General features: G+C 57.4%; 18 protein-coding genes. 15 read left to right on the top strand and 3 right to left on the bottom strand.

Going from position 1 to position 18,180, the window contains the following annotated elements:
• The first annotated feature begins 237 nt into the window (after nucleotides 1-237).
• Together betA and Z946_RS0115840 are read left to right on the top strand one after the other, a co-directional pair.
• A complete protein-coding gene (gene betA / locus Z946_RS0115835) occupies nucleotides 238-1,896 on the top strand; it encodes a choline dehydrogenase (RefSeq protein ID WP_025056701.1) in 1,659 nt (552 codons plus the stop codon).
• Between the two features lie 143 nt (nucleotides 1,897-2,039).
• The gene (locus Z946_RS0115840) at nucleotides 2,040-2,621 is read left to right on the top strand and encodes a thermonuclease family protein (protein ID WP_311733197.1); all 582 of its coding nucleotides are present in this window, start codon (nucleotides 2,040-2,042) and stop codon (nucleotides 2,619-2,621) included.
• 1 nt (nucleotide 2,622) lies between these two features.
• Here Z946_RS0115840 and Z946_RS0115845 read toward each other — a convergent pair whose 3' ends face one another.
• Together Z946_RS0115845 and Z946_RS0115850 are read right to left on the bottom strand one after the other, a co-directional pair.
• The gene (locus tag Z946_RS0115845; RefSeq protein ID WP_025056703.1) at nucleotides 2,623-4,023 is read right to left on the bottom strand and encodes a helix-turn-helix domain-containing protein; all 1,401 of its coding nucleotides are present in this window, start codon (nucleotides 4,021-4,023) and stop codon (nucleotides 2,623-2,625) included.
• Nucleotides 4,024-4,073: 50 nt separating this feature from the next.
• Nucleotides 4,074-5,306, bottom strand: a complete 1,233-nt coding sequence (locus tag Z946_RS0115850) for a multidrug effflux MFS transporter (protein ID WP_037969252.1) — start codon at nucleotides 5,304-5,306, stop codon at nucleotides 4,074-4,076.
• A gap of 171 nt (nucleotides 5,307-5,477) precedes the next feature.
• Between Z946_RS0115850 and Z946_RS0115855 the strand changes: the two genes are divergently transcribed.
• From Z946_RS0115855 to Z946_RS0115890, 8 genes are all read left to right on the top strand, one after another.
• Complete coding sequence (locus tag Z946_RS0115855) at nucleotides 5,478-7,010, top strand: acyl-CoA carboxylase subunit beta (protein WP_025056705.1); 1,533 nt, start codon at nucleotides 5,478-5,480, stop codon at nucleotides 7,008-7,010.
• Nucleotides 7,011-7,103: 93 nt separating this feature from the next.
• Nucleotides 7,104-7,367: a DUF7218 family protein gene (locus tag Z946_RS0115860; protein ID WP_025056706.1), complete on the top strand. Its 264-nt coding sequence runs from the start codon at nucleotides 7,104-7,106 to the stop codon at nucleotides 7,365-7,367.
• Between the two features lie 168 nt (nucleotides 7,368-7,535).
• Nucleotides 7,536-7,916 carry a DUF6497 family protein gene (locus Z946_RS0115865; RefSeq protein ID WP_025056707.1) on the top strand — a complete coding sequence of 127 codons (381 nt, stop codon included), beginning with the start codon at nucleotides 7,536-7,538 and terminating at the stop codon, nucleotides 7,914-7,916.
• A gap of 214 nt (nucleotides 7,917-8,130) precedes the next feature.
• A complete protein-coding gene (locus Z946_RS21685) occupies nucleotides 8,131-8,277 on the top strand; it encodes a hypothetical protein (protein WP_169736909.1) in 147 nt (48 codons plus the stop codon).
• Nucleotides 8,278-8,358: 81 nt separating this feature from the next.
• The gene (locus tag Z946_RS0115875; protein WP_025056708.1) at nucleotides 8,359-8,706 is read left to right on the top strand and encodes a hypothetical protein; all 348 of its coding nucleotides are present in this window, start codon (nucleotides 8,359-8,361) and stop codon (nucleotides 8,704-8,706) included.
• A 322-nt stretch (nucleotides 8,707-9,028) separates the two neighbouring features.
• The gene (locus Z946_RS0115880; protein WP_025056709.1) at nucleotides 9,029-9,235 is read left to right on the top strand and encodes a hypothetical protein; all 207 of its coding nucleotides are present in this window, start codon (nucleotides 9,029-9,031) and stop codon (nucleotides 9,233-9,235) included.
• Nucleotides 9,236-9,340: 105 nt separating this feature from the next.
• Nucleotides 9,341-11,386, top strand: a complete 2,046-nt coding sequence (locus Z946_RS0115885; RefSeq protein WP_025056710.1) for an acetyl-CoA carboxylase biotin carboxylase subunit — start codon at nucleotides 9,341-9,343, stop codon at nucleotides 11,384-11,386.
• Nucleotides 11,387-11,392: 6 nt separating this feature from the next.
• Nucleotides 11,393-11,962 carry a hypothetical protein gene (locus tag Z946_RS0115890; RefSeq protein WP_025056711.1) on the top strand — a complete coding sequence of 190 codons (570 nt, stop codon included), beginning with the start codon at nucleotides 11,393-11,395 and terminating at the stop codon, nucleotides 11,960-11,962.
• A gap of 94 nt (nucleotides 11,963-12,056) precedes the next feature.
• Here the strand turns inward: Z946_RS0115890 and Z946_RS0115895 are convergent, their stop codons facing one another.
• On the bottom strand, nucleotides 12,057-12,512 hold the full coding sequence (locus tag Z946_RS0115895) for a DUF4174 domain-containing protein (RefSeq protein ID WP_025056712.1): 456 nt from the start codon (nucleotides 12,510-12,512) through the stop codon (nucleotides 12,057-12,059).
• Nucleotides 12,513-12,611: 99 nt separating this feature from the next.
• On the opposite strand from Z946_RS0115895, the gene Z946_RS0115900 reads away from it, so the two are divergent.
• The 5 genes from Z946_RS0115900 (at nucleotide 12,612) to Z946_RS0115920 (ending at nucleotide 18,161) form a co-directional block, all read left to right on the top strand.
• Nucleotides 12,612-13,616, top strand: a complete 1,005-nt coding sequence (locus tag Z946_RS0115900) for a hypothetical protein (RefSeq protein ID WP_241461342.1) — start codon at nucleotides 12,612-12,614, stop codon at nucleotides 13,614-13,616.
• Complete coding sequence (gene scpA, locus Z946_RS0115905; RefSeq protein WP_025056714.1) at nucleotides 13,585-15,708, top strand: methylmalonyl-CoA mutase; 2,124 nt, start codon at nucleotides 13,585-13,587, stop codon at nucleotides 15,706-15,708. Before Z946_RS0115900 ends, scpA begins: the two co-directional genes overlap by 32 nt.
• A gap of 10 nt (nucleotides 15,709-15,718) precedes the next feature.
• A complete protein-coding gene (locus tag Z946_RS0115910) occupies nucleotides 15,719-16,333 on the top strand; it encodes a VOC family protein (RefSeq protein ID WP_025056715.1) in 615 nt (204 codons plus the stop codon).
• A gap of 116 nt (nucleotides 16,334-16,449) precedes the next feature.
• On the top strand, nucleotides 16,450-17,130 hold the full coding sequence (locus tag Z946_RS0115915; RefSeq protein ID WP_025056716.1) for a molecular chaperone DjiA: 681 nt from the start codon (nucleotides 16,450-16,452) through the stop codon (nucleotides 17,128-17,130).
• Nucleotides 17,130-18,161, top strand: coding sequence for an endonuclease/exonuclease/phosphatase family protein (locus Z946_RS0115920; RefSeq protein WP_025056717.1), 1,032 nt, complete (start codon nucleotides 17,130-17,132; stop codon nucleotides 18,159-18,161). Before Z946_RS0115915 ends, Z946_RS0115920 begins: the two co-directional genes overlap by 1 nt.
• Nucleotides 18,162-18,180: the final 19 nt, after the last annotated feature.

Below are 18,180 nucleotides of genomic sequence, written 5' to 3' on the forward strand. Positions count from 1 at the left end.
GACGCGCAAGACATTCTTGGTGCGGATGAGAGGCGAGCCCAAGAGATCGGGCGGCGCGGATGGGCCAGCCGGTTGGTGGATTTGCTGAGAGGTGCTTGAGGCCACAGTCTGTGGCTCAAGACACCAGTACAATTTTGAAGGTGCGATTCTGCGCAGCCTCAAGGACAAGCGGGGCAAAGCCCCGTCGCTGACGCGATCCTTGACCCTGTGCAGAATCACGAAAGATGTGGTGAGACTGTGAAAGCTGAATTTGTGATTGTTGGGGCCGGCAGCGCAGGATGCGCCATGGCCTACCGGTTGGCGCAGGCTGGCCGCAAGGTTATCGTCATCGAGCATGGCGGGACCGATGCGGGGCCTTTCATCCAGATGCCGGCAGCGCTGAGCTATCCAATGAACATGAAACGGTATGATTGGGGCTACAAGTCTGAGCCGGAACCGCATCTGGGTGGCCGCCAACTGGTTTGCCCAAGGGGCAAAGTCATTGGCGGCTCGTCTTCCATCAATGGAATGGTTTACGTACGCGGTCACGCGCAGGATTTTGACCACTGGGAAGAGGCCGGTGCGCGAGGGTGGGCATATGCCGATGTACTGCCTTACTTCAAGCGGATGGAAACCTGGCATGACGGCGGTCATGGTGGTGATCCCGCTTGGCGCGGCACAGACGGTCCTTTACATGTAAGTCGGGGCACCCGGACCAATCCGCTTTTCGATGCGTTTGTGCGGGCGGGTCAGCAGGCCGGATATCAGGTCACGGACGATTATAACGGTGAGCAACAGGAAGGCTTTGGCCCGATGGAGCAAACCGTCTGGAAGGGCCGTCGGTGGTCCGCCGCGAACGCCTATCTGAGGCCGGCGCAAAAGACCGGAAACGTGGAAGTGGTGCAGGCGCTGGCGCAGCGTGTCCTGATCGAAGGGGGGCGTGCCAAAGGCGTTGAAGTCCTGCGGGGCGGGCGGCTTGAGGTGATCGAGGCGGAGTGCGAAGTTGTGTTGGCGGCGTCCTCTATCAACTCGCCCAAGCTTTTGATGCTCTCTGGTATCGGTCCAGCGGCACATCTGACCGAACATGGCATCGAGGTGATTGCAGATCGTCCTGGCGTGGGCGCAAACCTGCAGGACCATCTTGAGATGTATATCCAGATGGCAGCATCCCAGCCGATTACCCTTTATAAACACTGGAACCTGTTGTCCAAAGCCGTCATTGGCGCGCAGTGGCTTTTCACAAAGCGGGGCATGGGGGCATCGAACCAGTTCGAGAGCGCGGGTTTCATTCGCTCTGCGGCGGGGGTGCCCTATCCCGACATTCAATTCCACTTTCTGCCCATTGCGGTTCGGTATGATGGACAGGCCGCTGCCGAGGGACACGGTTTTCAAGCGCACACCGGTCCGATGCGCTCACGCTCCCGCGGGACTGTCACACTGCGATCGGGCAATCCTGCCGACGATCCGGTCATTCGTTTTAATTACATGTCTCATCCGCAAGATTGGGACGAGTTCCGCACTTGTATCCGGCTGACACGCGAGATTTTTGCGCAAGAGGCGTTCAAGCCGTTTGTGAAGCATGAAATTCAACCGGGTGAGTCCTATCAGACTGACGCGGAACTTGATGATGTCATTCGCGAGCATGCCGAAAGCGCGTATCACCCCTGCGGTACCTGTCGCATGGGGAAGCCTGACGATACGTTGGCGGTGGTAGATCCTCAGGCGCGGGTCATTGGTGTTGAGGGGTTGCGCGTGGCGGACAGCTCGATTTTCCCGCGCATCACCAACGGCAATCTGAACGCCCCTTCCATTATGGTGGGCGAGAAAGTGTCGGATCATCTACTGGGGCTTAAGCCGCTGCCGCGGGCCAACGACATGCCATGGAACCACCCCGCGTGGGCAACGACACAGCGGTAAAAGATCCTTAACCTTCCTTAAGCAATTTGGTTGATTATGCGTCAGAGCCGACGCACATTAACCTTATGTTAAGGATTTGTTCATGTTTTGCGCTCGCTTTTCTGCTGGCCGCACAAGTGCTTGCGGCAGACGTGCGCGGAAAGGTGCGAGTCATTGATGGTGACACCCTGGACGTAGGGACCACCCGTGTAAGATTGCACGGCATTGACGCACCTGAGCGGGATCAGCCCTGCACCACCCTTAACGGTCAAAACTGGGGGTGTGGAGACTGGGTCACACAGCAGGTCCGCGACCTTTACCAAGGTGCGCAAGCGCGGTGCGAACCTGTGGACCGCGATCGCTATGGGCGTGTTGTTGCGCGCTGCTACGTCGGTCGTGAAGATATCGGGCAGCGTTTGGTATCGGATGGGCTGGCCTTTGCATACCGCAAGTATTCTTATGACTATGATTTGGAAGAGAAATCAGCGGTTGTCGCAGATCGTGGCATCCACGGATTTACCATTCAGTCGCCCGCGCGGTACCGTTTGACGCGTATCAGAGGACGGGATGCTCCTGATGCTTCCTGCCGCATCAAAGGCAACATCAGCGCCAAAGGTGCCCGTATCTACCACATGCCGGGCCAGAAGTTCTATGAACGTACCGGTATCCGACCAGAGCACGGCGAACGCTGGTTTTGTTCCGAAGCACAGGCGCGTGCCTCAGGATGGCGACCGGCAAAACGCTAGATTATTCAACGCGGTAAGGTAGCGTCTCGCGCAGGTTCTGATCGACGATGAGGTGCCGTTCCAGCGGGGGGACCGCGCGTTGATGACAGGCTTTACGCTCGCAAATCCGGCACGATATTCCGATAGGTTCAAAGGCGGAATCCCGCGACATATCCATGCCGTCGGCATAAACGAGTTGATCTGCGTGGCGCATCTCGCAACCCAAGGCGATCGCAAAGCGGCGAACGGGCGCTCCGAACCGGCCGGCGGGTTTCGAGATATCGCGTGCGAGGCTGATGTAGCGTACTCCGTCGGGTGTTTCGGCCAGTTGGCGTAGGAACCGACCGGGGGTTTCAAACGCACGGTGGACGTTCCAGAGCGGACAGGCACCACCAAAGCGTGCGAACTGTAATCGTGTTGCCGAATGGCGCTTGGTGATCGTGCCTGCCTGATCGACGCGCACAAAGAAAAATGGCACGCCTTTGGCCGCGGGACGTTGTAATGTGGCAAGCCGGTGGGCGACCTGTTCGATTGATGCGCCGAACTGGCTAGACAAGAGTTCGAGATCATGACGGCAGCTTTGGGCAGCAGCGTGGAAACGTGTATAGGGCATCAGGGCCGCCCCTGCGAAATAATTTGCCAGCCCGATCTTCGCGATGCTCCGCGCATCGGATGTTGTGAATCGCGCAAGATCAAGTGTGGCCTCCAACAGCTTGTTCTGGCTGGTTAACGCAACCTGAAGAAGCAGCTGGAATGTTTGGGTTTGTGCGGCAACGCGGCCCGAAAGCACGAGAGTTTTGCTGTCAGGGTCAAAGCGGCGCAGAGTGTCAGTGTCTTCGAACTCCACCGTCACGCCTGCATTTGCCAAAGCAGAGACAGCGGCCACGCGCATGTTCCGATGCCCACCTGTTCTGCCCGCAAAATGCTCTGCCGCCTGATCGACTGCGTCGATGTAATTATCGCAATAGTGAAAGAAATCGCGTACCTCTTCCCAAGCGGATGGCGCGGCGCGCGCTTCTTCGCGTCCCAGTGCTTCGTCAAGTGAGGCGAGGCGCTCGTGCACCTGCCGGTAGCTTTGGTGGAGATCGAGCAGAGCCCGCGCAAGGGCAGGTGCATTTGACGCCGTCAGACGGATATCTGCCATTGGTGGCAGCTTGCCCTGAAACACCGGGTCCGCCAGCGCCTCGCGCATGTCGCTCACCAGCCTTTCGCTATCTCCGGCGCTCAGCTCAGTGACGTCGAGGCCAAACTCGGACGCCAAAGCAAGAACGACGGTTGTAGAAATGGGCCGGTTGTTGTTCTCCATCTGGTTCAGGTAGGGGAGGGAGACACCGAGGCGCGCGGCAAAATCCTTCTGTGTCAGGCCTAGCTTTGTGCGCAGTTCGCGCAACTTTGCACCCGCATAGAGTTTTTGAGTAGCCATCGGCGCGCCCTTTGCAGATTTGTAGACGGGCCTAGCCTAGCTTTGCAAAGCTAGTGCTGCAAGGCGAGTATGCGTTCGCGGCGGATCACAAAAAGGATTGAGACCACACCGCAGAGCGCGGTGATCTGCATGATAAGAATGAGCGGGTAAGCACCGGTTTCGGGCGTGAGCAACATACCGGCGAGTACGGCAAGGCCGCTGCCACCACCAATCATGATCGCGCCCCCCAGACCCGAGGCAGTCCCCGCAATATGCGGACGCACAGAGAGCATACCTGCGGTCGCGTTGGGGATACACAGGCCGTTGCCAAGTCCGACAAGCGTCATCAAGCCAAAGAAGGTCTCGGCGGTCCCGTAACCTGCCAGAAACAATAAAAGGGTCAATGTGCCACCGGTGGCGTTGGCAAGGCATCCGGCAAGCACCAGTCTGTTGACGCCAAACCGCGTCGCGAACAGACCTGTGATCCAGTTGCCGCAGAAATATCCGATTGCGGGTGCGCCGAAATAGATGCCCAGCCAGAACGGATCGAGGCCGAATACGATGGACCCGACAAAGGGTGCGCCGCCCAGATAGGCGAAAAATGCTCCCGAACAGAAAGCTGCCGCCAACGCATAGCCCCAGAACCGACGGGCGCGCAGCAATTCTGGATATTCACGAAATTGCCGAAGGATCGAGATATCGGAAGGGCGGGCCGTCTCTCCCATGTCCCAGATCACCAGAGCGAGAATGCCACCGGCAATCGCGAACATCAGCCAGAAGGTTGCGTGCCAATCACCGACCTGTTCGATTGCACCGCCAACAGCAGGCGCCACCATTGGAACCAGCGCCATGCCCATGGTGACATATCCGATTTTGGAAGCGGCCTGATCCTGCGTGTAAAGGTCGCGTAGCACCGCGCGGCTAAGGACCATGGCAGTTGCGATGACGGCCTGCGCGATCCGGAAGATGAGGAATACCAGCGTATTGGGTGCAAAGATGCAGCCCAAGGTGGCCAGCATGAACAGAACCAGACCAGTTATCATCACTTTCCGGCGGCCCAGGTTGTCCGAGATCGGGCCGACGAACAGTTGCAGTATCGCGCTAAACAGAAGGTAGAGCGGTACAGATAGCTGCATGGTGGCGTAGGATGTGTCAAAGTGCTCTGCCATTTGGGGCAGGCTTGGCAGGAAGATGTTCATCACCAGGGCCGACAGGCCGGCCAGTAATATCAATGTTAATACGGTCGGGGGTGTGCTGCGGTCCAAGAAGCGAATGGTCGGCAGCGATGCATCTGCGTTATTCATGCATATGCAAGTAATCCGACCTGACCGCCTTGTCCATTCAGTGTGGCGAGATTTGCAATATTGCAATTAGCTAACTTGCAAGTGAATATACTTTGCAAATATTCACAAACGCTCTTTCCTCTGCCCTGTCTCGTTAGGTAGTATCGGCTAAATGTTAAGCAGGGGTTAGCCATGAAAGATATTCTCGAACAGCTCGAAGAGCGCCGCGAAGCCGCCCGTTTGGGGGGTGGACAGGCCCGGATCGATGCGCAGCATGGCCGGGGCAAGCTGACCGCGCGCGAACGCGTTGATCTTCTGCTTGATGACGGGTCGTTCGAAGAATTCGATATGTTCGTAACACACCGCTGCACCGATTTCGGTATGGAAAAACAAAAGCCAGCGGGTGATGGCGTTGTCACTGGCTGGGGCACGATCAACGGCCGTCTGGTCTATGTGTTCTCTCAGGACTTCACGGTATTGGGCGGTTCGGTCTCCGAAACGCACGCGAAGAAAATCTGCAAGATTATGGATATGGCCGTGCAAAACGGCGCACCTGTGATCGGGATCAACGATTCCGGCGGTGCACGTATTCAGGAAGGTGTGGATTCACTCGCGGGATACGGCGAAGTGTTCCAGCGCAATATCGAAGCATCCGGTGTGGTCCCGCAAATCAGCGTGATCATGGGGCCATGCGCCGGGGGTGCGGTCTATTCGCCAGCGATGACCGACTTCATCTTTATGGTCAAAGACAGCTCTTATATGTTTGTGACGGGCCCCGAAGTGGTCAAGACCGTCACCAACGAAGAAGTCTCGGCTGAAGAGCTGGGGGGGGCCAGCACGCACACCAAGAAGTCCTCGGTTGCGGATGGCGCGTTTGAAAACGATGTCGAAGCACTGGCAGAAGTGCGCCGTTTGGTCGATTTTCTGCCGTCCAACAACCGCGAAGCGCCTCCGGTCCGTCCGTTCTTTGACGATCCCGAGCGGATCGAGCCGTCCCTTGATACGCTGGTCCCTGCCAACGCCAATACGCCCTACGACATGAAAGAGCTGATCCTGAAGTTGGCGGACGAAGGTGATTTTTATGAAATACAGGAAGACTTCGCCAAAAACGTGATCACCGGCTTTATCCGCATCGAAGGCCGTACCGTTGGTGTCGTGGCAAACCAGCCAATGGTGCTGGCGGGTGTGCTTGATATTGACAGCTCACGCAAGGCTGCACGGTTTGTGCGGTTCTGTGATGCCTTCGAGATCCCGATCCTTACGCTGGTCGACGTGCCCGGCTTCCTGCCCGGCACCACGCAGGAATACGGCGGCGTGATCAAACACGGTGCAAAGCTGCTGTTCGCTTACGGCGAAGCGACAGTACCGATGGTCACCGTGGCCACGCGCAAGACCTATGGCGGGGCTTACGTTGTTATGGCGTCCAAGCACTTGCAGGCTGACTTCAACTACGCGTGGCCCACGGCCGAAGTGGCCGTGATGGGGGCCAAAGGGGCGGTTGAGATCATTCATCGTGCTGACAAAAATGATCCCGACAAGATCGCCGCACACACCAAGGAATACGAGGACCGCTTTGCGAACCCGTTTGTTGCTGCTGAGCGTGGGTTTATTGACGAGGTGATCCAGCCACGGATGACGCGCAAGCGCATCGCGCGTGCCTTTGCATCCTTGCGGAATAAGAAAAAAACCATGCCTTGGAAGAAGCACGACAACATTCCGCTGTGAGGATTGTGATGCGCCGCCTCAAATCAGAACCAGTGTTGCCCGTGCAGGGAACCCATCTGCCTGTCGTGCCGTTCTTCTGCAAAGGAGAACAGCATGACCAAAGATCACGGACCAAGCATCAAGGACGATGCGACCTACGAAGCTCTGCGCGAGGATGGCGCATCCAAGGAAAAAGCCGCACGGATTGCGAACGCCAAAGCAGACAGCGATCAGAATCCATCCGAGAAGGGGGGCAGTCAGCCACCCTACGAGGAATGGACGAAAGATGCGCTCTACGAGCGGGCGCAGGAGCTGGAGATAGACGGACGCTCCGACATGGACAAAGACAGTTTGATAAAGGCGTTGCGCAACAACTGAGCGGTGCGGTGCCTACAAAAAGGTGGGCAGCATGACATTTCTGAAGTGCCGGTCCATTGCTGTCTGCCTCATAGAAAGCGGCGGCTTTCAGGTCCGAAATCTATGTGATTCTAATGACCTCAAATTGATCTCTTCGGCCTTCTTTTCGGCTCTGGCGGGACCTGTTCGATGATGCGCGTGGTAACAGCCGCGTTTCTGGCCGCAAGTCCCGCCTGGGGCTTTGACGTGCCCTCGGGTCAGCCGGTCAGCCTGCAAGAGGTTCTGGTAGATACTGTAGGCGAAGAAACATGGCTGCGCTTTCGTTTTGTGGCCCCCGAATTAGTCGGTACTTCAGGTGGCGTGGATTACGATGCGACTGGTGATGATATGATGTATCTGTGCACCGAAACTGCCATTCCTTACGCAAATGAATACGCGCTGGAAGGCGATGTGATCGTCATCTCAATGGCTGACCGCGCTACCGAATTCGGGCAGGCCGACCCCGAAGCGACCCAGCTTTTCGAGGCCTATCGCCCTGTTGATAACACCTGTATCTGGGAGGCATTATGATGCAACCACAATATCTTGCGGCAGAATGCTCATCCGTGTGCTCTATTGAGGCTTTACCGTCACAAGTCCGCCGATTGCGTAAGGCTGGATATGTTTTTAAAGCGGACTACCCTATAAAGGCATCAAGGAATACCCAAGTATCCCTTACCTCAGTAACGGTGCGCGTGAGGCAGTTTAACGATGCGCGTACCACTCACATAGACAGGAGACTCAGATGTCAAAGAGCATCAAATTCCTGGCAGCCATTGGCTTCATCGCCACTGTCGCTGCCTGTACGTCCGGCCAGACAGAAGAAGAATACGTTGTTGTCGAGCCCGAGCCCATCTCGGTTGAGCCAGTATACAACGGCAAGTACAAGTAAGACTGTACCGGAGCAGGCGTCTGCGCCTGCTCCATCCCCCGTCGCGCTCCAATTCGGGGAGGGCGTCTGATGCCGGCATATATGCTGAAACATCGCGGATTTCCGGGCCGTTTGCCCAGCACCGATTACCAATTCACCATCCGCAGACCCAACCCCAAGGGCGTGACCCCGATCACACGGCGTGAGCGTCGCTCTGATCGCCGTCCACCTGACCGCCGTGCAGATGCAGCCTTTATGAAGGCTTTGTGGGAACACTTCGGCGATGAGCCGTTCGAGCGGGGCAATCTGGATGCAGGCCGACTGTCGTGGCTTTTTGGCCGCGAGGTTCTGCCCGCGACGGATCCGTTTGATCCCGCGCATTACGAATCCATGCTGGTTATCGACGAAGCCGCAGCCCGCGCTGCATTCCCCGAAGCGTTCGAGGATTGATCGGCGTGAATTTGCCCGTGCATCATCAAAAGCAGCGGCCGATAGCCGAAACCGTCAGCGGTTTAATTCCGTGCTTGGGAATTCTCGCGCAATACGGGAATGTTCGGGGTGTGAACAGTGGTCCCTTTACCGGATCGCCTGAAACACACCCAAACCATACCCCTTCCTCTAAAGGGCAGCAGAAGACCAAGGTCGCGCTGCTGCCCTCTTTTTCCGGTGGGCATGTTTCGGGTGCGGTGGCAAAGCCTGCTGCCCGCGACACGGAACCAATGTTCCTGTCACGTGTTTCGTTTGCACAAGCGAGCAGTCAAGGAACAAGCAAATGTCGATCACACCCAAACTCATCATCCTTAGCCTCTGTGCGGGCCTTGCAGCCTGCGGTGACACGATTGCCGAACAGGGCATCGGCGGTGCCGCCGTTGGCGCAGGCGCAGCAGCAATCACGAGTGGCAGCCTTGCCCAAGGTGCAGCCATCGGAGCAGCAGGCAACATCGCTTACTGCCAGCTCAACCCCGGCAAATGTAACTAACCTTTCCCTTCCGGCGCACCCGCGCTGTACCCGAAATCAACGCCCTGCACAGCTTTCGCTGTTGCAGGGTTTTTGCGTTTACTCAAAGACCCAAGAGGACACCCCATGTTCAAGAAAATTCTGATCGCCAACCGCGGTGAAATTGCCTGCCGCGTGATCAAAACCGCCCGCAAGATGGGGCTGACCTCTGTCGCGATCTATTCGGATGCGGATGCGCAGGCGCTGCACGTGCAAATGGCGGATGAGGCCATCCACATCGGCCCGCCGCCTGCCAACCAGTCCTATATCGTCATCGACAAGGTGATGGCCGCGATCAAGGAAAGCGGTGCCGAAGCGGTGCATCCCGGCTATGGTTTCCTGTCTGAAAACAGCAAGTTCGCCGAAGCGCTTGAAGCGGCTGGCGTCGCTTTTGTCGGGCCGCCTGTGGGTGCGATTGAAAAGATGGGGGACAAGATCACCTCCAAAAAGATCGCGCAGGAAGCGGGGGTTTCCACAGTGCCCGGTTACATGGGCTTGATCGAGGACGCCGATGAGGCGGTCAAAATCTCCAATGATGTCGGCTATCCTGTCATGCTTAAGGCCTCTGCAGGCGGCGGCGGTAAAGGCATGCGTATCGCGTGGAACGACGAAGAGGCCCGCGAGGGGTTTCAGTCCTCCAAAAACGAAGCGGCGAACAGCTTTGGCGATGACCGCATTTTCATCGAAAAATTCGTAACCCAGCCGCGCCACATCGAAATTCAGGTTTTGTGTGATGCACACGGCAACGGCATCTATCTGGGCGAACGCGAATGTTCGATCCAGCGCCGCAACCAGAAAGTAGTTGAGGAAGCGCCCAGCCCGTTTCTGGACGAAGCGACCCGCAAGGCGATGGGAGAGCAGGCGGTCGCGTTGGCGCAGGCCGTGGGTTATACTTCGGCCGGTACGGTCGAGTTCATCGTGGACGGCGACAAGAATTTCTACTTCCTCGAGATGAACACACGTTTGCAGGTGGAACACCCTGTGACCGAGCTGATCACCGGTGTCGATCTGGTCGAACAGATGATCCGTGTTGCCAATGGCGAAAAGCTGACGATCAAACAGTCGGATGTAAAACTGAACGGCTGGTCCATCGAGAACCGGCTGTATGCTGAAGATCCCTATCGCGGTTTCCTACCCTCTATCGGCCGCTTGACCCGTTACCGCCCGCCACAGGAAGTTGCCGCCGGCCCGTTGTCGGATAATGGCAAATGGGCGGATGATGCGCCTACCGGTACTTTTGCGGTGCGCAATGACACTGGTGTTTATGAGGGCGGCGAGATCAGCATGTATTACGATCCGATGATCGCCAAGCTATGCACATGGGCACCGACACGCGCCGAAGCGATTGAGCAAATGCGCGTGGCGTTGGACAGCTTCGAGGTCGAAGGCATCGGTCACAACCTGCCGTTCCTCTCTGCTGTGATGGATCACCCGATCTTTATCGACGGCACCATGACCACTGCCTTTATCGAAGAGCAATATCCCGAAGGGTTCGAGGGTGTTGAGCTGGCTGAGGCCGAATTGCGCCGGATTGCGGCCGCCACGGCCGCCATGCACCGCGTCGCAGAAATCCGCCGCGCGCGCGTATCGGGCCGGATGGACAACCATGAGCGGAAGGTCGGAGCAAACTGGAACGTCAGCCTGCAAGGGCAATCTTTTGATGTTGTCATCAATGCGGACAAAGAGGGCGCGACCGTCGAGTTCGACAGCGGTGAAAGTCTTCGAGTGTCTGGCAACTGGACACCGGGTGACCAACTCGCATCAATGATGGTGGACAATGCGCCGCTGGTGATGAAAGTCGGCAAAATCTCGGGGGGGTTCCGTATTCGTACGCGTGGGGCTGATATTTCCGTACACGTCCGCAACCCGCGTCAGGCAGAGCTGGCGCGCAAGATGCCGGTCAAAGTGGCACCGGATACCTCCAAGATGTTGTTGTGCCCGATGCCCGGTCTTGTCGTGAAGCTGGACGTGGCCGTGGGCGACGAAGTGCAGGAAGGGCAGGCGCTCTGCACGATCGAGGCGATGAAGATGGAGAACATCCTGCGCGCTGAGAAAAAAGGTGTGGTGACCAAGGTCAACGCGGGCGAGGGCGACAGCCTTGCCGTGGATGATGTGATTATGGAGTTCGAATAACACCGGATGGATTTTGACGTCTGGATAGGCCCGGTCATCATTGCGGCAGGTATTGCCGGAGTGGTGAACGTGCTGGGCTGGTTTGTGACCGGACGGCGTGCCCGTCTTGCGAATGAACAACGCAGACGTGAAAAACAGGATGATATAGCGACAGCGCTTCTTGCGGAGATCACCCACTACCGTGATGCGCTGACGTTCTTCGATCTGGACGAGGTCTGGGAAAGCGTGGCGAATGAAATGGCCGAGAATGAGGATTACATGCCGTTTATCCCGTCAGAGCGGAACGACACGATTTTCACAGCGATCGTCGGTGAAATTCACGTCTTGCCCGAAGATGTGATCCAACCGGTGACGCGCTATTACAATCAGGTATTTGCAATCGACGCGATCATTGATGATCTGCGGTCAACCTCATTCCGTCAGGAGCCGTACCGCACACGAATAGCGGTCTATACGGACTACATGTCTTTGAAAAAGCAGGCGATAGAAGACGGAAACAGCGCGATCAAGGCGCTGTCAGCGCATCTTTCAGTATCCGGGGCGCGGCCCGCGTTGACCAAGGACAGGGCGCGGTGATTTTGGCGTACTCATATCCGGTATCCTTTCTGTCTATTCCCAATATAGGCACGAATGACTTGCCATGCAATGAATCGCTGCGATCAAGGCACCTTCAGCGTGTGGCAGCATTCTCTTTCTCTTCGCGGATTTCCAGCTGTCGCATGGGCATTTTGTCGATGCTGCGGGTGATCTCGCGCACGTCCCATGGAAACGGCTTGCGCAGCTTGTTACCGCCGTCCTTGCCGACCAGCACCAACATGAAACCTCTGGGTCGCATCAGCAATCGCAAGGCAGATCGGGCATCAGGGTCTGTATCAGTCAGAACCACTACATCCCGCTCTACCAATTCTTCTGTGCGGGCGCGCAACAATTCCATCTGTTCGATGTATTCGGGATCATCGGGACTGTCGGCAAAGACCAGAACTGGCCGCTTTTTCCAGCGAAATTCGCTCAAATCATCCATGTCGGCGGGTAAAAACAGCGTGTCGGGCTCTTTCATAGGTGTTTCCTGCGCCAGTGCTGTGGTCGCGATTAGTCCAGCAATAACAAGGGTCATAAGGCGTTTCATAGTGTCTCCTGCTGGTTCAGATATAAGTGTCAGGAACCAAAATGCGATGATAAATCGCCAAGAGATGTGCATTAAGCGTAACGCAAGGGGTTTGGCGGCATGACTGCACTCACCCCTGCAACATGGCCGGACGGGGCGGCGACATGGAAAAGACTGGGTCGGACCTTTATGGACGTCATCCTGCACTTGGGCGCGCACCGCACTGCCACAACAACTTTTCAGCATTATATGAGGGACCATCACGACAGGCTGGCGGCTGACGATGTCTGTTTCTGGGGGCCGCACCGAACTCGCCGGTCGGTCTTCCCCGGTCTCTTTCGCAGTTCTACCGCGCCAAAAGGCCGCAATGTTGCACAACGTGCCGAAGGGCGTATTCGTATGTTTGCAAAACAGGCGCAGGGCAAAGGCGTGCGTCAATTGCTGGTCAGCGACGAGAACCTGCTAGGCACCTGTATCCAGAACATACGTACCGGGCGCCTTTATCCTGCAGCAGGCGAACGCACGGCGCGGATATCGGCAGCTTTTGGCGGTCGGTTGCGGCGCATTGTGCTCAGCATCCGGTCGCCTGATCTGTGGTGGGCCTCTGCCGCAGCAATGACGGTGTCGCGTGGCCATCCGATACCAACCAAAGCGAAATTTGCGGCGATTGCGGATCATCCGCGCAGTTGGCGGGATGTAATTGCTGATCTGGCCTGTGCCGCACCGGGAGCCGAGATCGAGGTTCTTTTGTTTGAGGATACAGCAGGCACACCGGACCGTGTGCTAAGCAGCGCGCTAGAGGCCGAGGTGCCGCGTGATCGCAGCAAACGCTGGATGAACCGTTCGCTGGACCTGCCGCATCTGCGCCAGATCCTGAAAGAGCAGGGAGGCGACATGAGCCTTCTCCCTGATGCGGCTGGCCGGTGGCAGCCCTTCACCACTGCGCAGGCTGCACAGCTGCGCGAGAATTACGCAGACGATCTGCACTGGCTGGTTGCCGGTGCGGATGGTCTGGCAAGACTGACAGAGAATACGCATCGAAAAAGATCAGACATAAGTCTGCCATCGGGCGTCATGCAAAAAGGACAAGGATATGACGAAGGACAACTGGCGCAGCACCGCTGAGGCGGAGCTTCGGGGCCGTAGTGTTGACGATCTGACATGGAACACCCTTGAGGGGATTGATGTCCAGCCGGTCTATGATGCCTCCGATCTGGAGGGGGTCGATCACATCGGTTCCATGCCCGGCGAGGCTCCTTTCACGCGTGGGGTGAAGGCGACGATGTACGCGGGCCGGCCATGGACGATCCGTCAGTACGCCGGTTTTTCGACCGCGGAAGAATCAAACGCCTTCTACCGCCGTAACTTGGCTGCCGGTCAGCAGGGTGTATCGGTTGCCTTTGATCTGGCCACCCACCGTGGCTATGACAGCGACCACCCCCGCGTTGAGGGCGATGTGGGCAAGGCGGGCGTGGCCATCGACTCCGTTGAGGATATGAAAATCCTGTTCGATGGCATCCCGCTGGATAAAGTCAGTGTTTCCATGACGATGAACGGCGCGGTTATCCCGATCCTTGCCAGTTTCATCGTTGCAGGCGAAGAGCAGGGCGTCGACAAATCACTGCTGGCGGGCACCATCCAGAACGACATTCTCAAAGAGTTTATGGTCCGCAACACCTATATCTATCCGCCGGAACCCTCGATGCGGATCATCGCGGATATCATCGAATACACTTCGAACGAGATGCCGAAATTCAACTCAATCTCCATCTCTGGCTACCACATGCAGGAAGCGGGCGCGAACCTCGTTCAGGAGCTGGCTTTCACCCTTGCCGACGGCCGCGAATACGTGCGCGCCGCCATCGAGCGGGGCATGGACGTGGACAAATTCGCAGGCCGCCTATCGTTCTTCTTTGCCATCGGCATGAACTTCTTCATGGAAGCCGCCAAACTGCGTGCCGCGCGCCTCTTGTGGCACAAGATCATGGCGGAGTTCGAGCCGAAGAACCCCAAATCCTCCATGCTGCGCACCCACTGCCAGACATCTGGTGTGTCGCTGGCCGAGCAGGATCCATACAACAACGTCGTGCGCACGGCCTATGAAGCGATGAGCGCTGTTTTGGGCGGCACCCAGTCGCTGCACACCAATTCGCTGGACGAGGCGATTGGCTTGCCGACAGAGCACTCCGCCCGCATTGCCCGCAATACGCAATTGATTTTGCAGGAAGAAACCGGTGTCACGAATGTCGTCGACCCGCTGGCAGGCTCCTATTACGTCGAAAAACTGACACATGATCTGGCCGAAGCCGCGTGGAAGCTGATCGAAGAGGTCGAAGAGCTGGGCGGCATGACCAAAGCCGTGGGCTCTGGCATGCCAAAATTGCGCATCGAAGAGGCTGCCGCGACCCGTCAGGCAAATATCGACCGTGGCGAGGAAGTCATTGTTGGGGTGAACAAGTATCGCCGCGACAAGGAAGAACCGATTGATATTCTGGACGTGGATAACGTCGCAGTACGCGAAAGCCAAATCAAACGGCTGGAAAGCATCCGTGCCAGCCGCGATGAAAGTGCCTGCACTGCAGCGCTCGAAGAGCTGAGCCGCCGCGCACAGGAAGGCGGAAACCTGTTGGAAGGAGCGGTCGAAGCCGCCCGCGCCCGCGCCACCGTAGGAGAGATCAGTATGGCAATGGAGAACGTATTCGGTCGTCATCGGGCGGAAGTGAAAACACTCGCGGGCGTTTATGGTGCGGCCTATGAGGGCGATGAGGGCTTTGCCAAAATTCAGAAATCGGTCGAAACATTTGCCGAAGAAGAAGGCCGCCGCCCCCGTATGCTGGTCGTCAAAATGGGGCAGGACGGACACGATCGTGGTGCCAAGGTCATTGCGACAGCCTTTGCTGACATCGGTTTTGACGTGGATGTGGGCCCCTTGTTCCAGACGCCAGCTGAGGCCGCTCAGGATGCCGTGGACAACGATGTGCACGTGATCGGCATTTCCTCACAGGCAGCGGGTCACAAGACACTGGCACCGCAACTGGTCAAGGCGTTGAAAGACGCAGGGGCCGAAGACATTCTGGTGATCTGTGGTGGCGTCATTCCGCAGCAGGATTATCAGTTCCTTTATGACGCAGGGGTCAAGGCGATCTTTGGACCGGGCACGAATATCCCTGTCGCTGCCGAAGATATCCTGAAACTGATCCGCGCGGCCCGAAGCTGAGGATGCTGGCATGATAGAACTCGATCACGTTGCCATTGCGGGTCCATCCCTCGCAGCGGCCACCCAGCACGTCGAAACCGTGCTGGGTGTGTCCTTGCAGCAGGGTGGGGAGCATGCGGTTTTCCATACGCATAACACCCTATTGGGGTTGGAGGACGGGCTGTATCTTGAAGCGATTGCCGTAAATCCTGCAGCGCCCGATCCTGACAGGCCACGCTGGTTCGATCTTGACCGCTTTACGGGGAACGCACGGCTGACCAACTGGATTTGCCGTTGCGACAATCTTGAAGAAACCCTCAGCGCCCTGCCTGACGGATTTGGCGAACCTGTTTCTTTGCAGCGCGGCGATCTCAGGTGGCGCATGGCTGTGCCGGCGGATGGTATCCTTCCCTTTGATAATTGCGCACCCGCGCTTATTGAGTGGGAAGGCGACGCACATCCCGCCGCGATGCTGGACGCATCAGGCACCCGCCTTCGGTCTTTGACGGTTACGCATCCCGATGTTTCGGAACTGGAAACAATGTTGCAACCCGTATTGGAAGACACGCGTGTTCACTTCCGCAAAGGACCGGCTGCGCTTGGCGCGGCGTTCGATGTGCGTGGAAAGACCGTGAACCTCTCATAACCATAGGCGGTTGCGCAGCCTATCCGCGGCAAGACAAACTTGGGCTGACCTCAAATTGATGTGGAAAACCCCGTAATCTCGCTGACTTCCCTTTCGGGGTCGTTTAAACAGTCGCCATGTCGATTTGGACCCGCATCACCGAAGCGCTATCCGCGCTTACTGCTGGCGAAGGCCTGTCTGCGGTCTTTGACAAGCTGCGCAGCCCGCCTGAACGCTCGGTCGCCTTTACAATCGCGGTCATCGCGCTGGGCGCAAAAATGGCCAAAGCGGACGGTGTTGTTACCCGCGACGAGGTCACGGCCTTTCGTGAGGTTTTTCAGGTCGCAGAGGGCGACACAGAAGGAGCCGCTCGCGTATTTAACCTCGCGCGACAGGATGTTGCCGGGTTTGACGATTACGCCCGTCGCATCGCGGCCATGTTCCATGACCAGCCGGAAATGCTGTCTGATCTGATGGAAGGTTTGTTTCACATCGCGATGGCCGATGGCACATACCACCCCAATGAGGACGCCTTTCTGGAAGATGTCGCGCGTATCTTCGGATTGTCCGAGACCGCTTTTGCGATCCTGCGTGCCCGTTTCGTGCCTGATACGTCTCCTTTACCCCATACCGTTCTGGGGATTGCTCCCAATGCCAGCCTCGAAGAAGCCCGCGCGGCCTGGCGCAAACTGGTCAGGGCCAATCATCCCGATGCGCTTGTTGCTCGCGGCCTGCCGCAAGAGGCCATTCGCATGGCCGAAAAGCGGATGATCGACATCAATCGTGCCTGGGAGACGCTGTCAGGTAAGGCCATCTGATGCGCATCGCGACCTACAACGTCGAATGGTTCAACTCTCTTTTCGACGATGCTGGTACATTGCTGGACGATGCAGGGTGGTCAGCACGCTACAATGTGACCCGTGCACGGCAGATCGCGGCTTTGGGAGTGGTCTTTCAGGCGCTCGATGCGGACGCGATTATGATTATTGAAGCGCCGGACCAGAACAAGAACCGGTCGACCATCGCAGCACTCACCAGTTTTGCAGAGCAGTTTGGCCTGCGCGCCCGCGAGGCATTGATCGGCTTTGCCAATGAAACCCAACAGGAAATTGCGCTGCTGTACGACCCGGAGAAGCTGACGGTGCACCATGCACCACAAGGCAAGACATCAGGGCCGGCTGGTGCGCACAACGCGCCGCGCTTTGACGGCGCGTTGCTGATCGATCTGGACATCGACGCGACCGAAGATCTGGTGGTGTTTTCCAAACCGCCGCTTGAGGTCGCGGTGCAAACAGCGGGCGGGTTTGTATTCCATATGATCGGGGTGCACCTGAAATCGAAGGCACCTCATGGTGCACGCAGTCAGGCTGAGGTGCTCAGCATCAACGTCGCAAACAGGCGCAAGCAGTTGGCGCAGGCGATCTGGTTGCGCGGTCGGATCGAAGCGCATCAGGCAGAAGGTACGCCACTGATGGTGATGGGCGACATGAATGACGGTCCCGGCCTGGACGAATTCGAGAGTCTGTTCGGGCGATCGTCGGTCGAAATTATCATGGGCGATGGCAAGGGTGCGCCATTGTATGACCCTCACGCACGTCAGGCTCTATCGCGGAAGCTGGGGGCCACGCCCACCACGGCGCGTTTCTGGATTCGGCCGGAAAAACGTTTTTTGCAGGCTCTTCTGGATTACATCATGGTCACAGATGAACTGCGTGAACGCGATGCGATCTGGCGCATCTGGCATCCGATGGACGATCCGGAGTGTTGGAATAATCCTGAGCTGCGGGATGCCCTTGTGACAGCGTCCGACCATTTCCCCGTGACAATAGATTTTGACGACCGCTCGTAATCCGGCCGGAGATCCTTTA

Source organism: Sulfitobacter noctilucicola, from assembly GCF_000622385.1.
In the GTDB taxonomy this organism is placed as follows: domain Bacteria; phylum Pseudomonadota; class Alphaproteobacteria; order Rhodobacterales; family Rhodobacteraceae; genus Sulfitobacter; species Sulfitobacter noctilucicola.

Coding starts and splice junctions, on each gene's coding strand:
- Z946_RS0115885 (WP_025056710.1), top strand. CDS start 9,341: ATGTTCAAGAAAATTCTGATCGCCAACCGCGGTGAAATTGCCTGCCGC.
- Z946_RS0115890 (WP_025056711.1), top strand. CDS start 11,393: ATGGATTTTGACGTCTGGATAGGCCCGGTCATCATTGCGGCAGGTATT.
- Z946_RS0115900 (WP_241461342.1), top strand. CDS start 12,612: ATGACTGCACTCACCCCTGCAACATGGCCGGACGGGGCGGCGACATGG.
- Z946_RS0115860 (WP_025056706.1), top strand. CDS start 7,104: ATGACCAAAGATCACGGACCAAGCATCAAGGACGATGCGACCTACGAA.
- Z946_RS0115850 (WP_037969252.1), bottom strand. CDS start 5,306: ATGAATAACGCAGATGCATCGCTGCCGACCATTCGCTTCTTGGACCGC.
- Z946_RS0115855 (WP_025056705.1), top strand. CDS start 5,478: ATGAAAGATATTCTCGAACAGCTCGAAGAGCGCCGCGAAGCCGCCCGT.
- Z946_RS0115910 (WP_025056715.1), top strand. CDS start 15,719: ATGATAGAACTCGATCACGTTGCCATTGCGGGTCCATCCCTCGCAGCG.
- Z946_RS0115915 (WP_025056716.1), top strand. CDS start 16,450: ATGTCGATTTGGACCCGCATCACCGAAGCGCTATCCGCGCTTACTGCT.
- Z946_RS0115845 (WP_025056703.1), bottom strand. CDS start 4,023: ATGGCTACTCAAAAACTCTATGCGGGTGCAAAGTTGCGCGAACTGCGC.
- Z946_RS0115875 (WP_025056708.1), top strand. CDS start 8,359: ATGCTGAAACATCGCGGATTTCCGGGCCGTTTGCCCAGCACCGATTAC.
- Z946_RS21685 (WP_169736909.1), top strand. CDS start 8,131: ATGTCAAAGAGCATCAAATTCCTGGCAGCCATTGGCTTCATCGCCACT.
- Z946_RS0115880 (WP_025056709.1), top strand. CDS start 9,029: ATGTCGATCACACCCAAACTCATCATCCTTAGCCTCTGTGCGGGCCTT.
- Z946_RS0115895 (WP_025056712.1), bottom strand. CDS start 12,512: ATGAAACGCCTTATGACCCTTGTTATTGCTGGACTAATCGCGACCACA.
- scpA (WP_025056714.1), top strand. CDS start 13,585: ATGACGAAGGACAACTGGCGCAGCACCGCTGAGGCGGAGCTTCGGGGC.
- Z946_RS0115920 (WP_025056717.1), top strand. CDS start 17,130: ATGCGCATCGCGACCTACAACGTCGAATGGTTCAACTCTCTTTTCGAC.
- Z946_RS0115865 (WP_025056707.1), top strand. CDS start 7,536: ATGATGCGCGTGGTAACAGCCGCGTTTCTGGCCGCAAGTCCCGCCTGG.